General features: G+C 62.9%; 13 protein-coding genes and 1 pseudogene. 2 read left to right on the top strand and 12 right to left on the bottom strand.

Going from position 1 to position 13,037, the window contains the following annotated elements; translation table 11 throughout:
- Position 1 precedes the first annotated feature (1 nt).
- The 8 genes from J2W46_RS29775 to J2W46_RS29740 all read right to left on the bottom strand — a co-directional run bounded on the left by J2W46_RS29775 (position 2) and on the right by J2W46_RS29740 (position 7,898).
- A complete protein-coding gene (locus J2W46_RS29775; RefSeq protein ID WP_310071863.1) occupies positions 2-1,201 on the bottom strand; it encodes an ABC transporter substrate-binding protein in 1,200 nt (399 codons plus the stop codon).
- Positions 1,202-1,233: 32 nt separating this feature from the next.
- On the bottom strand, positions 1,234-2,307 hold the full coding sequence (locus tag J2W46_RS29770; RefSeq protein WP_310358718.1) for a CobW family GTP-binding protein: 1,074 nt from the start codon (positions 2,305-2,307) through the stop codon (positions 1,234-1,236).
- Positions 2,304-2,603, bottom strand: a complete 300-nt coding sequence (locus J2W46_RS29765; protein ID WP_020071093.1) for a hypothetical protein — start codon at positions 2,601-2,603, stop codon at positions 2,304-2,306. The genes J2W46_RS29770 and J2W46_RS29765 overlap by 4 nt, the downstream gene beginning before the upstream one ends.
- A gap of 16 nt (positions 2,604-2,619) precedes the next feature.
- A complete protein-coding gene (locus J2W46_RS29760) occupies positions 2,620-3,378 on the bottom strand; it encodes an SDR family NAD(P)-dependent oxidoreductase (RefSeq protein WP_310358715.1) in 759 nt (252 codons plus the stop codon).
- Between the two features lie 59 nt (positions 3,379-3,437).
- Positions 3,438-4,193 carry an SDR family NAD(P)-dependent oxidoreductase gene (locus J2W46_RS29755; protein WP_020071095.1) on the bottom strand — a complete coding sequence of 252 codons (756 nt, stop codon included), beginning with the start codon at positions 4,191-4,193 and terminating at the stop codon, positions 3,438-3,440.
- Between the two features lie 18 nt (positions 4,194-4,211).
- The gene (locus J2W46_RS29750; protein WP_204523746.1) at positions 4,212-5,549 is read right to left on the bottom strand and encodes an MFS transporter; all 1,338 of its coding nucleotides are present in this window, start codon (positions 5,547-5,549) and stop codon (positions 4,212-4,214) included.
- 68 nt (positions 5,550-5,617) lie between these two features.
- A complete protein-coding gene (locus J2W46_RS29745) occupies positions 5,618-6,499 on the bottom strand; it encodes a polysaccharide deacetylase family protein (protein ID WP_020071097.1) in 882 nt (293 codons plus the stop codon).
- A 22-nt stretch (positions 6,500-6,521) separates the two neighbouring features.
- Positions 6,522-7,898 (bottom strand): amidase family protein, encoded by a 1,377-nt coding sequence (locus J2W46_RS29740; protein ID WP_310358706.1) that lies wholly within the window; start codon positions 7,896-7,898, stop codon positions 6,522-6,524.
- 272 nt (positions 7,899-8,170) lie between these two features.
- Between J2W46_RS29740 and J2W46_RS29735 the strand changes: the two genes are divergently transcribed.
- Positions 8,171-8,422 (top strand): GlsB/YeaQ/YmgE family stress response membrane protein, encoded by a 252-nt coding sequence (locus J2W46_RS29735; RefSeq protein WP_020071099.1) that lies wholly within the window; start codon positions 8,171-8,173, stop codon positions 8,420-8,422.
- 144 nt (positions 8,423-8,566) lie between these two features.
- Here the strand turns inward: J2W46_RS29735 and J2W46_RS29730 are convergent, their stop codons facing one another.
- On the bottom strand, positions 8,567-9,817 hold the full coding sequence (locus tag J2W46_RS29730; RefSeq protein WP_310358703.1) for a DUF1479 domain-containing protein: 1,251 nt from the start codon (positions 9,815-9,817) through the stop codon (positions 8,567-8,569).
- Between the two features lie 144 nt (positions 9,818-9,961).
- Here J2W46_RS29730 and J2W46_RS29725 point away from each other — a divergent pair, with 144 nt between their 5' ends.
- On the top strand, positions 9,962-11,053 hold the full coding sequence (locus J2W46_RS29725) for an AraC family transcriptional regulator (protein WP_310358701.1): 1,092 nt from the start codon (positions 9,962-9,964) through the stop codon (positions 11,051-11,053).
- A gap of 154 nt (positions 11,054-11,207) precedes the next feature.
- Here the strand turns inward: J2W46_RS29725 and gltA are convergent, their stop codons facing one another.
- The 3 genes and pseudogenes from gltA to sdhB form a co-directional block, all read right to left on the bottom strand.
- On the bottom strand, positions 11,208-12,509 hold the full coding sequence (gltA, locus tag J2W46_RS29720; protein WP_027805112.1) for a citrate synthase: 1,302 nt from the start codon (positions 12,507-12,509) through the stop codon (positions 11,208-11,210).
- A gap of 72 nt (positions 12,510-12,581) precedes the next feature.
- A complete protein-coding gene (locus J2W46_RS29715; RefSeq protein ID WP_020071103.1) occupies positions 12,582-12,854 on the bottom strand; it encodes an FAD assembly factor SdhE in 273 nt (90 codons plus the stop codon).
- 81 nt (positions 12,855-12,935) lie between these two features.
- Positions 12,936-13,037 (bottom strand): annotated as a pseudogene (gene sdhB, locus J2W46_RS29710) (succinate dehydrogenase iron-sulfur subunit); the annotation flags it as partial.

The following is a 13,037-nucleotide window of genomic DNA, read 5'->3' as shown; positions in this document are numbered from 1 at the left end:
GTCAGGACCGCATGAACTCGGTCCAGCGGCGCACCAGGTAATTGTGCTCATCCATCACCGAATCCCATACGGCGACCCGGCTCATACGCGCGACGTAGCTGCCCCCGTCCCGCATCTGACCCGCGGGCACGAGATGTTTGCTGATGGGACCGGGCAGATCGGCCGACGCGCGCGCACCATCGTACCAGTATGCCCATTCGTTGGCTTCCATATGTGCCCGCGAGCGCTCGGGATTCGAAATGTAGAAGCCTTGCCGGGCGACTGTCGCGCCGGCCCAGCCCTCAAGCCACCAGTTCAGATACTCGTAAGCGGCGTCGAGCACGCGGCCATGCGCAAGCCGCGATATGCCGATGCCCCCGAACCACGCCCGATACCCTTCACGCGGCCGCGCGAGCCTGAACTTGAGACCCGCGCGTTCCAGTTCGACGGTGGCGGGCGACCAGATGCTCTGAATCGCCACCTTGTTAGCGATCATCAGTTGCGCGGCTTCGGCGAAGCTCGACCAGAACCCTGCGAAATGCCCACGTCGCTTGAAGTCGATCAGAATCGCGATCAGCCCGTCGATTTCCTCGATACTCAGATTGCCGATGTCGTCGAAGCGCATGAGCCCGCTGGCTTCGACGGCGAGCGCCGCATCGATAGCGCCGATTGCTGCATCCGCCTGTAGTGCAACGCGGCCAGCGAGTTCGGGCGCGAGCAGCCAGGCCCAACTCTCTTCGCCTCCGGTGAGCGAAGCAGGCATCGCATCTTCCAGATAGACGAAGCTGTCCGCATTGTGTGTGAGCGGCAGCATGCTGATGCGCTCGCTCGGCTTGCGGGCAAGCGAGCCGTCCGGCTGAACGTAGAGCCGGTCGGCAGGTGTGCAGCCCGCACCACTGAGCTTGCCCGCCGCATGCCGTGCGGGCGCGCGGCCGATGCGCCCCGTGCGCGGCAGCACGTTGACTTCGTCCCAGCGGCGAATGCGCGCAAGCTCTATGGGTTGCAGCGCATGAGTCGGCCACAGGCAATCGAGACTGTGGAACCACTGGTCGTAGAGTTCATAGCGGTCGGGATGCATCGCGCCGTCCCGCTGCACGGCGCCGCCATCCTGAACGATGAAGCGCAGCCGGATGCCCAGATCCTGCTCGGCTCGTTTGCGGATGTGCTCCTGAAGCGTAACGGTCGTGCCGAGCACGCGCAGTTCGACCCTGGATGGGTGCACGGCAGGGGCGGGCAAGCTCGGACGGTCGGATTTCAATCTATGAGGGCTTCGGCTGTTTGAAGATGCCGGCACAGGCGCCGGTAGGATGCGGCAACCGCGTCTCGCGTGAGACCTTGCGCAATGATGACAAGGCGCGAACGAGGCGCTTCTTGCTTGCCGGCGCCTGGCCATGCATCCAGATGCAGAACAGGATGCACGAGATGATGCACTGCATGCAGCACCACCGGTTGATCCGCGCCGGCAAGCGCGAGAATGCCTTTGACTCGCAAAATGTTATCACCGTGGCGGTTAAGCAGCAGGGTCAGCCACAGCGTGAAGACGGGCCAGTCCAGAGGTTCGTCAAACTCGATGCAAAACGCTTCCAGCGCCGCAAGTCCTTGACGGTGCGCGGGCGTCGCGTTGAGTCCCGCGAGGGGATTGTCTGCCTGGCGGGACTCCCGTGCCACCATGCTCGTGCGCCGAACGAAGTCCCCGAAGTCGTGCTCGTTCGCCGCCGGGTCCAGTACGACCGACGCATCGTCCGCGCACGTGCGGCGTGTGATGCTCGCGGCCGGGTTCAGTTGTGAGAGCGTTTGTTCGAGCACAGCGGACGTGGCATCGCCGGCAAGATCGGCCTTGCTGACGACAATGCGATCTGCAGCCGTCAGCTGCGCAAGCCATTCCGGATGCCGCGCACGTTGCTGATCGGCGTTGACGGCATCGACCACCGTAACGATCGCGCCGATCGAATAATGGCTCGATACCACGCGGTCGCCGAGCAGCGTCGCAACGATCGGCGCGGGCGTCGCGAGACCGGTTGTCTCCAGCACGACGCGAGAGAACGGCGGCACCTCGCCGCGAGCGCGCCGCGAGAACAGCGTGGCGAGCGCTTCCTTCAGTTCGCCACGTATCGCGCAACAGACACAACCGTTATCGAGCAGTACGGTCTGCGCATCTACCTCGCCGATCAGCAGGTGATCGAGCCCGACCTCGCCGAACTCGTTGACGAGCACGGCCGTATCGCGCGCGGCATCGCCCTTGAGAACGTCGGCGAGCAAGCTGGACTTTCCACTGCCGAGAAAGCCCGTAACGATAGTCACCGGAATCACGTCATAGGCGAGGCTCATGGTTGCGCCTCGTCTTCAGCAAACATCGTGAGCGGGTCGAGCGGACGGCCGAGCATGGTCTCGGCGGCTTTCCATATCTGCATGAAATCTTCGACGATGATCTGCGCGCCCGTCGGCGAAGACAGCACGAACGATTGCCCGTGAAAATCCGCGAGCTTGAGCCGAAAGCTTTCGAGCACCCGGTTCGCATGCGCGACCTGCACATACCGCTGCCGCCGCGCGCTCACGCTTTCGCCTGCGGCCACGGTGTTGGACCAGTGACGCCCGCCGCCGAGCAATCCGCACATGCCGCACATTTGCACTCTCCACCGTTTAAGGCATGACGTCGCCGGAATTAGGGCCGAGCGTCTGTCCGACGAAAAGGTTGCCGCCCGGGTCGGAGGCGAGCAGCACGGCGGTCGGTGCGACCTCGTCTGCACGGCCGAAACGTCGCAACGGCAATTCCTTTGACTTCGCTTCCTTCCATGATGCGCTGATTCCATCCACGAGGGGCGTCTCGATCGGACCCGGCGCGATAGCGTTCACGAGCACGTTGTCGGGAGCGGCTTCGAGCGCGAGAGACTTCGTAAAGCCGATCACGCCGGCTTTCGCCGCGGCATAGTGCGTGAGTTCGGCGCCGCCCTTAATGCCGAGTTGCGAGGCCACGTTGATGATGCGGCCCCAGCGTTGCGCGGTCATTGACGGCAGCGCGCGCCGCGAGCAAAGGAAGACACTGCGCAGATCGACGCGCAGCATGTCGTCCCACATCTGGGTGGTGAGGTCGGTACAGCGCGCCTGTGTCAGCATGCCCGCGTTGTTGACGAGGATGTCGATGCCGCCATAAGCCGCGATGCAGCGATCGACGATGCCGTGCGCGCCCGTCTCGTCGCCCACATTGGCGACGATGGTTTGAACCTCCACGCCGTTTGCGCGGCAGGCGTCGGCATGAGCGGCGAGCCGCGCCTCGTTGAGATCGGCGAGCACGAGGCGCGCGCCGGCCTGTGCATAAGCGAGCGCAATGGCGGCGCCGATGCCGCTCGCCGCACCCGTGACGACCGCGCGGCGGCCGTCGAGTGAGAACATTGATGCCATGTTGATGAGCGTCCTTGTCTGTGTCCTGTCTGTGTCCTGTGTGTGTCCTGATCGACGGCCTAGCCGGGCCACCGCACGGTGAGACCGCCGTCCGCGATGATCGACTGCCCGGTGATGTATGAAGCGTCGTCGCTCGTCAGATAGCGGATCAGCGACGCGATCTCTTGCGGCCTGCCGACACGTCCAAGCGGAATGCCCTTGGCCGCCTCGCGCAGGCCGTCCGGGCCGAGCGAATTCACCGCGTCGAGCGATTGCGGCGTTTCGATGAGACCGGGGATTACGGCGTTACAGCGGATGTTGCGCGGCGCGAGTTCCATCGCCACGGCACGGCACAATCCGGGCACGCCCGCTTTCGCCGCCGAGTAATGCGTGTGGTTCTCCCATCCATACACCCCGCCGGCGATCGACGACACCGCGACCATTGCGCCACCGTCCTGCATGTGGCGCGCTGCGGCGCGAAACGTGCGCATGACGCCGGACAGATCGACATCGAGCATTTGATGCCACTGCTCGTCGCTCATGTCCGTCAGCGGCGATGCGCGCAGCAGACCCGCGTTGGCGACCGCGTAATCGATGCGGCCAAAGCGCTCCACTGCCGCGGCCGCAAAGGCCTCGACCTGGTCCGCCGAGGTGACATCGACGGCCTGCATCAGACATTGACCGCCCGCCTGCTCGACGGCTTGTACGGTCAACTGCGGGTCGTGCGGATCGCCAGAAAAATACCCGCCGACCACGGCGACGCCGGCTTGTGCATACGCTACGGCGAGCGCCTGCCCGATGCCGCTCGCGGCGCCCGTTACTAAAGCTACTTTCACAGAGACTCTCCTGTCGGATTACCTGGTTTCGGCAGGGTTGACGTGCCGCGCGAAAAGAATGAGGACGCCGGACAGGAAGCACGGCACCGCGCCGAACCACAGCGCCGCGTGCAGCCAGTCGCCGCCATGATTGAGCATCCAGGTCACGCCCACGCCGGCGAGAATGGCGCCGATCGGACCCATCGCGTGGACGATCGAACTGCCGGTGCCGCGGATCGCCGTGGGATAGCTCTCGCCAATGAAGAACAACGCCGCCGAGTACGGTCCGATCAGGAAGAACAGGCCCAGGCTATAGAGCGCCACCACGACGCCCGCGCTGCTCGGACCGAACAGCATGCCGGCAAATGAAAGACCGCCGAGCATCCAGCCGATGGCGAGCGTATTGCGCCGGCCGATCTTGTCGCCAATGAACCCGTGGCTCAGATAGCCGCAATAGCCGATCACATTCGACAACACGAGAATCAGCAGGGAATTCTCGAACGAAACGTTATGCACGCGCGTCAGCACCGTCGTGCCGAGAACGCTGAACACCTGAATAGCGGACCAGTTGAGCAGAATGCCGCCGCCGAGAACGAGCGTCGCGCGTAGCGCATTGCCACGAAACGCTTCAGCGAGACCGGCGCGGCTATGCTCTTCGTAATCGACCGCATGGGCGCTCGCGAGCGTGCGAGCTTCGCCGTCCTGTCCTGTTTCACGCAGCTGTTTGATGCGCTTATGCAGCAGAAACTGCGGACTTTCTTTAAGGCGACGCGTCATGAAGAAGATGACGATAGCGGGAAACGTCGCGAATACGAAGCAACCCTGCCAGCCAATGCGCGGCAACAAAAGCGCGGTGAGTCCCGACGCGATCAGCGCGCCGATCGGCCATCCGCCTTGCACGAGACTGTAGATGAAGCCCTTGTTGCGGTTGAGCTTCGGGTCGTTGGCAGCCGAGTAAAGCTCGTTCAGATACGTGGCATTGACGGTCTCTTCGGCGTAACCGAGGCCCGACAATGAGCGGATCAACACGAGCGGCACCTGTCCCATCGCCCCGCCGACCACCGTGAGCCCCGAGCACAGCGCCGCGCCCGCAACCGTCCACAGCAGACCGGCTTTACGGCCGAGCCTGTCGAGTAACGGCCCGATCGCGAACGCGATCACCGCCGTGCCGACGGCGACCAGCGTAGCGATTTCCGCCTGCGCCGCGGCGTCCCAGCCGTAGTGTTTGCCGATTTCCGGCAGCAGCGTGCCGAACAGAATGAAGTCATAAACGGCGAACACCCACGCGAAGAACGCTACTACGGTCGCCCGCTTCACGTCGGACGGCAGGATCTGCTCCAGCTTGAAACCGGAAGCATACAAAGGGTTTTCTTTCATCGTGGCGCTCCTTCGGAGCTCGGGAGTGGACATGGTCGGGACTCGCGTTGGTCGACTTGGTGTTGTGATCAGGATTGACGAGGCTGACGCCGCAGGAAGTCGTCGGCGATTTCGTCACAGGTGCAAAAGCGCACGCCCTCGTGCTTGCGGAAATGCGCAATCAGGCGTTCGAGCATGAGCAGCACCTGTGCGCGACCGGAGACGTCTGGATGAATCGTGATTGGGAATACGGCGTAGTCATGTTCGCGATACACCCAGTCGAACTGGTCACGCCACATCTGTTCGATGTCGCGCGGATTGACAAAGCCGTGGCTGTTCGGCGCCTTCTTGATGAACATCATTGGCGGCAGGTCGTCGAGGTACCAGTTCGCCGGGATCTCGACGAGATCCGTTTCACGACCGCGCTGCAGCGGCTTCATCCATGTATCGGGATGCTTGCTGTAGTCGATCTTCGTCCATGAGTCGCCCACGCGCACGTAGTACGGGTGGTAGTCGTTGTGCATCAGGCTGTGGTCGTACTTGATGCCCTTTTTCACGAGCAGCTCGTTGGTCACGTTGCTGAATTCCCACCACGGCGCGACGTAGCCGGTCGGCCGCTTGCCGCTCAGCCTGGTCACCAGATCGATGCTGCGATCGAGCACCGCTTCCTCCTGCTCGGGCGTCATCGCGATCGGGTTTTCATGGCTGTAGCCGTGAATGCCGATCTCGTGTCCGGCATCGGCCACCGCCTTCATCTGCTCGGGGAAGGTTTCGATCGAGTGCCCGGGAATGAACCAGGTCGTCTTGATCTTCTCGCGCTCGAAAAGCTTGAGCAGGCGCATCGAACCGACTTCACCGGCGAAGAGACCGCGCGAGATGTCGTCCGGCGAATCTTCGCCACCGTATGAGCCGAGCCAGCCCGCAACCGCATCCACGTCGATGCCGAATGCGATCAGAATTTCCTTAGCCATCTTCAGTTCTCCTTTGAGCAAATCAATCGAGGGCGACCGTCTGTTCGACGGCCAGCGCGAGCGCGATGAGCGCATCGTCGTCGTTCTGCGCGCGCATCAGTTGCACGCTGGTAGGCAGTCCCGCCGGGTCAGCGCCGGTTGGCATCGCGAAGGCGGGGGTGTCGAGAAAGCTGCCGGGCATGGTCATCGACAGCGTTGCGGCATTGACGGCTGCAAAGCGCTTCGAGTCCGCTTCGAGCGGCGCGCACTCCGGCGCGACATGGGGGACGGTCGGCAAGAGCAATGTGGCGCCGTCGATTTCGGCGCCGAATTCGCCGAGCAGGCGGCCGCGCTCCGCGAGCAACTCGGCAAGGCGAGACGCCGGCACGTCGCGGCTCAGTTCGAGCCGCGTACGCACGCGCTGATCGATGCGCTTGGCATCGTCGGAGTCGAGCACGCTGCGATAGGCCTCGAACGCTTCGAGGGAGCCGAACCAGCCCCGCGTCGCGATGAGCTCGCATGCCGCATCGAAGGCGCGCACCCGCACTTGCTGAATACGCGCGCCGGCCTTCGACAGACGCGCCACGAAGCGCATGAAGTTGTCGCCGACGTCGTTCGTCACCGCGAAGCGCGATTCCCAGCCCAGCGGCACGACGAAGGGTTGTCCACGCAAATCGGCGAGCGCGCGAGGCAGTTCGCGTCCGCGCACAACGGCGTCGAACGCCGCGCAATCGGCGACGCTGCGTGCAAGCGGTCCGCAGGTATCGGCCGATTTCGACAGTCCGATCATGCCTTGCTGCGGATAGCGCGCGCTGCTTGCGCGATATCCGACCACGCCGTTCAGCGCGGCAGGTATGCGTATCGAGCCGGCCGTATCCGTACCGACCGCGATCGGCACGACGCCCGCAGCGACGGCAATCGCCGCGCCCGACGACGAGCCGCCAGGAACGCGATGCCCGCCGCCTTCGACTGTCGCATCGAAAGCGGAATTGAACGGCGTACCGAAGTGCGGATTAAGCCCGAGCCCGGAATACGCGAACTCGCTGAGGTTCGTCTTGCCGATGCACACGAAGCCTGCACGCGCGCCTGCGGCGACCAACGGTGCATCCGCGGTGGCAGGCGGCCGGCCGCGGAACAGTGCCGAGCCCGCCGTGCTGACGGTGCCCGCGACATCGAACAGATCTTTCCAGGCAATCGGCACGCCGTCGAGCGCGCTGGCCGGGCGCTTTTCGCGCCAACGCGCGGCCGCAGCGCGTGACTCCTCGAGCGCGCGAGTCTCAGTGACGTCGATGAAGGCAGCGTTGCAGGCGCGTGCCCGGTCAATCGCCTCACGCACGACGCCTTCGACGTCGGCCGAGCCTTCGCCATAGGTATGGGCAAGGCCGACGGCGCTGCGCCGGTCCCACGATGGAACATTCAATTCAGTTCTCGCTCAGAATGTACTTCGTTGACAACATACGTTTACGGTGACGAGGTCAAAAAAAAACAGCAACACAGGGATTACCCTTGGTTGCTGTCTTTTCACCGGGATCCGCGCATCCGGAACCGCGGCGCGGTTGTTGCTGAAGCATCCGACGCGCGGACCGGCACACATGGACAGCCGGCTCGCCTGTATGCTCGGAAATGCATCGCGGCAGCGAAGCAGCCCGTAGTTAATGAAAACGGTAGTACTCACACTCTTGGGAGGTCAGCATGCTTTCCTTCATCGGTACGGTGATCGTAGGGCTCGTGGTCGGGTTGATTGCACGGGCGGTCAAGCCCGGAGACGACAGGATGGGGCTCATCATGACCATCATTCTCGGTATTGCCGGCTCGCTGATTGCGGGCTATATCGGGCGTGCGCTCGGCTGGTATCAACCGGGTCAGGCGGCGGGCTGGATTGCGTCGGTGATCGGCGCGATCATTCTGCTGGTCATTTATGGCATGGTGCGCCGGCGGGCCTGATCGCTCGCGCGTGACGCGCCCACGTTGGCGATAGCGAAAAGGGCCCGCTCCGGATAAGAGCGGGCCCGCCAGGCTAGCCAGTTCAACCGACGCGCGAGACTGGATCTAGCAAGGCGGTTCGCTGACCGCCTCTCATTCGACGGCTCAGCGCGATAGATCGAAACCGAGTTGCGCGCGCCCAAGCGGCGTCAAATCGCTTTCTTGCGCCCGTCCGATAAAGTCCGTCTCGAAGTGGTCGGCCGGAAAATCGGGGGGACTTTCGCCGCGCAAGAAGCTCGGCAACTGACGCTTCAAATAATCTTCGTTTTTTGCGCACCACGGCGCGGACGCAATGTACATCACGTTGCTGTAGCCGTTGCCGCGGTGTGCGTCTTCGACCGAATGGATGACGTCGCTGTGCCAGAACACGGCGTCGCCCGGTTGCATGTGGGGGATCGGCGTCACCGCTTCGAGCAGCAAGCCGTGCCACTCCGGCTTGATCGACAGTGCGCGCGCTGGTTGAGCGCCGCACAGTTCGTCGTCGGGAACGTCGTCCTGCAGCGCGCGCAGAATCACGTAGGCCATGACGTTCGCGATTGGGATCAATTGCAGCGTGCCGTCGCCGGGACCCTGCGGCGTCAGCGCGGTCCAGCCCTGAAAGGTGCGAAACATCGAGCACACGGCCGGCGATGGGATTTCCTGAACGTCCGGCCGATACGCCGCGTCGAACGGATCGTAGTCGCGCCAGTTGCCCGTCAGCACATGCCGATACACCTTCTGGAAGTTCGGATCGAGCCAACGCTCCACCGAGCCGCCGTCCACGTGCGGCGACAGACCCAGCGACTCGGAACCGGGCGGCCGACGACGAATGCGGTCCGCGTAGACAGGCACCCGCTCGGGATCGAAATGCCGCTTGCCTTCGCTTTCCGACGTCCACAGGCGATTCAGGAACACTCGTGTGTTGGTCAGTTGTTCCGACTGACGGGCGGCCGTTTGCGGCTTCGACCAGTAAATGCCGTAAATCTGCGGCTTGCTCGACGACAGGTTGCCGAAATACCTGTCTTCCGCGCGATGTGCGAGTTTGGCGTCGAGGTCGTTGCGCTCGACGTATTCGGTGATTTCGTCGTTCCAGTCGCTCGCCTGCTGCCGGTCGAAAACGCCGCGCACGACGCATGCGCCGCGAGCCTTGATGCCGAGGATCGTAGCTGGATCGACGTCGCCGGAAACGACTGACGAATAGTCGAACACGGGAATCGCATCGCGTCCCTGCGCGCGGTCGCGCTGAATCGTGTCGACCTGCCGACGGATCTCGCCCTCCACTTCGCCGAACACCTGCTTGTAGTTCGGCAGCGCGGCTCGCAGCGCGCGCTTGGTGGCGCGAACCGCCTCCGGAAGATTGTCGATGATAAGTGGCATGGTTCGTCTCCTTAAGCGGTCTGTGTGGTGCTGTCTCATTTGAAGAGTAAGGACGTTTGGCCGTCGCGAAACATGCTTAATGGCCAGATACCGATACAATTCAGACATTGCCGCGCCTCCCCCCGCGCGGCCAGGTAGACCAGCGTGAAACCTCAATACGAACGCGTCACCATTCCCGACGGCTGCTCGGTCCGCGTCTACCACCGGCAGCTCGCGCAGATACCGTTCGAGTGGCACCACCATCCCGAGTACGAACTCACGCTGACGATGAACAGTCGCGGCCGCCGCTTCATTGGCGATCACATCGCCGATTACAGCGGCGACGATCTCGTGCTCGTGCCGCCGGACATGCCGCATACGTGGGCGTCGACTGAACCGATCGATGCCAGCGCGCCTCAGGTGGCGATCGTCGTGTGGTTCAGCGGCGACTGGGCGCGCCGAATGGCGGACTGCTGCCCCGAGTTCGCGTCGCTGCGCACGCTGCTGCGGCGTGCCGCGCCGGGGCTGAGATTCTCCACCGAGGCCGCGACGCTGATGCGCGAGCGAATGGAAGCGTTGCTCGATCAGTCGCCGCGCGTGCGGCTTGGCGCCGCGCTAGACGTGCTGACGCAACTCGCGGACGCGGAATCCGAGCCGTTGGCGTCGCCGGCTGCGCATAGAGACGGAACGAGACGACACGGCGTACAGGGCGACAACGCTATCCGGTCCGGCAGACGGGACCGATCCAACAACTCAGCCAATTCAGCCGAGGCCGGAAAGCGGTCACTCGCGGGCCCAGCGCTCGCGACGCCGGGCGGCAGCGCGTCCGAGGCAGAACGTCTGAACCGCGTGCTCGATCTGCTCGACAGGCGTTTTCACGAGCCGCTGCGCATTGCGGAGCTGTGCGAGGTGGCCAACCTGTCGGAGCGCTCCTTGCACCGCTACTTCGTGCGGCATCTCGGCGAAAGCGTGGGGCGTTATCTGAGCCGCTTGCGGATCGGCTACGCAACGCGGCAACTGACGGACACCGCGTGGCCCATCGCGCTAATTGCCACGAAAGCCGGCTTTCCAAACCTGGCCAACTTCAATCGACAGTTTCTGTCCGCGCGCGGCATGACGCCGAGCGCGTATCGACGCTTTTTCGAGACCCACGGCCACCCGCCGAAAGATGCGGGCACGGCGCCGCACAACCTTCAAGCGCGCCCGCCGTCGCTCGAAAGATCGGGGCGACGGCAACGGAATACGCCACCGGCTTGAACAGCGCACACGACGAACGGCTTGCGGCAGACATACGCCCGCAAATAAAAACGCCCCAACGGTGTAACCCGTTGGGGCGTTTTCTCGTAAAGCCTTAGGATTCGCCTTTGTCCATAGCAAACCTCGTGCTATGGGCAGGCAAATTCAAACCCAATTAGCGTTGCGAAATCGGCTTCGCTTCACGTTGCGTGTCGCCGATAAACAGCTGACGCGGGCGGCCAATCTTCTGTTCAGGATCCGCGATCATTTCGTTCCACTGCGCAATCCAGCCGACCGTGCGAGCCATCGCGAAGATACACGTGAACATCGACGTCGGGATCCCCAGCGCGCGCTGCACGATGCCCGAGTAGAAGTCGACGTTCGGGTACAGCTTGCGCGACACGAAGTATTCGTCTTCCAACGCGATCTTTTCCAGTGCCATGGCCAGCTTGAACAGCGGGTCGTCGTGCAGGCCCAACTCGTTCAGCACTTCGTGGCAGGTTTCGCGCATGAGTTTCGCGCGCGGATCGTAGTTCTTGTACACGCGGTGGCCGAAGCCCATCAGCTTCACGCCCGAGTTCTTGTCCTTCACCTGCTTGATGAACTCAGGAATGTTGTCGACGGAGCCGATTTCTTCCAGCATGTTCAGCGCGGCTTCGTTCGCGCCGCCGTGCGCCGGGCCCCACAGACATGCGATACCGGCTGCGATACACGCGAACGGATTCGCGCCCGACGAACCGGCGAGACGCACGGTCGACGTCGATGCATTCTGCTCGTGATCCGCGTGCAGGATCAGGATACGGTCGAGAGCGCGCACCAGCACGTCGTTGACCTTGTAGTCCTCGCACGGGTTCGAGAACATCATGTGCATGAAGTTCGCGCTGTACGACAGGTTGTTGCGCGGGTAAGCAAACGGCTGACCGATGCTGTACTTGTACGCCATGGCGACCAACGTCGGCAGCTTCGCGATCATGCGGATCGCCGAAACTTCACGGTGACGCGGATTGTTGATGTCCAGCGAGTCGTGATAGAACGCCGACAGCGCGCCGACTGCGGCGACCAGAATCGCCATCGGATGCGCGTCGCGACGGAAACCGCGGAAGAAGAAGTGCATTTGCTCATGCACCATCGTGTGGTTCGTGACGGTCTTCACGAACTCGTCTTTCTGTTGCACGTTGGGCAGTTCGCCCTTCAGCAGCAGGTAGCACGTTTCCAGAAAGTCGGCGTTTTCCGCGAGGTTGTCGATCGGGTAGCCGCGGTACAGCAGTTCGCCCTTATCGCCGTCGATGTAGGTGATCGCCGAATTGCACGCCGCCGTGGACATGAAGCCAGGGTCGTACGTGAACTTGCCAGTCTGGCCGTACAGCTTGCGGATGTCGATCACGTCCGGGCCGAGAGTGCCCTTGTAAATCGGCATTTCAACGCTCGGCGAGTTGTCGCTGAACGATAGCGTGGCTTTAACATCTGACGGGGTCATAGCACATCCTCAATCGAAGTATGTAAACAGGGTTTCGATAATTGCACGCCTGGAACAACGCACTCGCGGCGCTCAAGCGTTGCGCAGCAGCTCCAGGACCCGGATCACATCCGGGTCGGCAAGCTCGCCTTCAGGTTCCTTGCGCGCGAGAAGCAAGTCCATCAGGTCGTTATCGCTCAGCTCGAGCAAGCGCGTAAGTGCGCCCACATCTGCATCGCTGAGGTCATGCTCATATCGGCTGAAAAAACGTTCAAAAATCAGATCGTTTTCCAGCAGGCCTCGTCGTGCGCGCCAGCGAAGGCGCGCGCGGCGGAGAGGGTCGGACTGATGCGATGGTTCGTTCATGTCAGTACGTACCGGGCCGCTCACAAGCGTACTAACCGCCCGCTGAGGCAGCGAACGATTGTGAGCGTGAGGTTATTCATCCTAGACAGCGCGACGCACCATCAATTCCTTGATCTTGCCGATCGCCTTGGTCGGGTTCAGTCCTTTCGGACAGACGTCGACGCAGTTCATGATCGTGTGGCA

Source organism: Paraburkholderia strydomiana, from assembly GCF_031456815.1.
Classification (GTDB): domain Bacteria; phylum Pseudomonadota; class Gammaproteobacteria; order Burkholderiales; family Burkholderiaceae; genus Paraburkholderia; species Paraburkholderia caledonica.
The sequence above is the reverse complement of the archived record's forward strand: the minus strand, read 5'-3'. Positions and strand labels throughout refer to the sequence as shown.

Coding starts and splice junctions, on each gene's coding strand:
- J2W46_RS29770 (WP_310358718.1), bottom strand. CDS start 2,307: ATGAGCCTCGCCTATGACGTGATTCCGGTGACTATCGTTACGGGCTTT.
- J2W46_RS29765 (WP_020071093.1), bottom strand. CDS start 2,603: ATGTGCGGCATGTGCGGATTGCTCGGCGGCGGGCGTCACTGGTCCAAC.
- J2W46_RS29760 (WP_310358715.1), bottom strand. CDS start 3,378: ATGGCATCAATGTTCTCACTCGACGGCCGCCGCGCGGTCGTCACGGGT.
- J2W46_RS29750 (WP_204523746.1), bottom strand. CDS start 5,549: ATGAAAGAAAACCCTTTGTATGCTTCCGGTTTCAAGCTGGAGCAGATC.
- J2W46_RS29745 (WP_020071097.1), bottom strand. CDS start 6,499: ATGGCTAAGGAAATTCTGATCGCATTCGGCATCGACGTGGATGCGGTT.
- J2W46_RS29735 (WP_020071099.1), top strand. CDS start 8,171: ATGCTTTCCTTCATCGGTACGGTGATCGTAGGGCTCGTGGTCGGGTTG.
- J2W46_RS29730 (WP_310358703.1), bottom strand. CDS start 9,817: ATGCCACTTATCATCGACAATCTTCCGGAGGCGGTTCGCGCCACCAAG.
- gltA (WP_027805112.1), bottom strand. CDS start 12,509: ATGACCCCGTCAGATGTTAAAGCCACGCTATCGTTCAGCGACAACTCG.
- J2W46_RS29715 (WP_020071103.1), bottom strand. CDS start 12,854: ATGAACGAACCATCGCATCAGTCCGACCCTCTCCGCCGCGCGCGCCTT.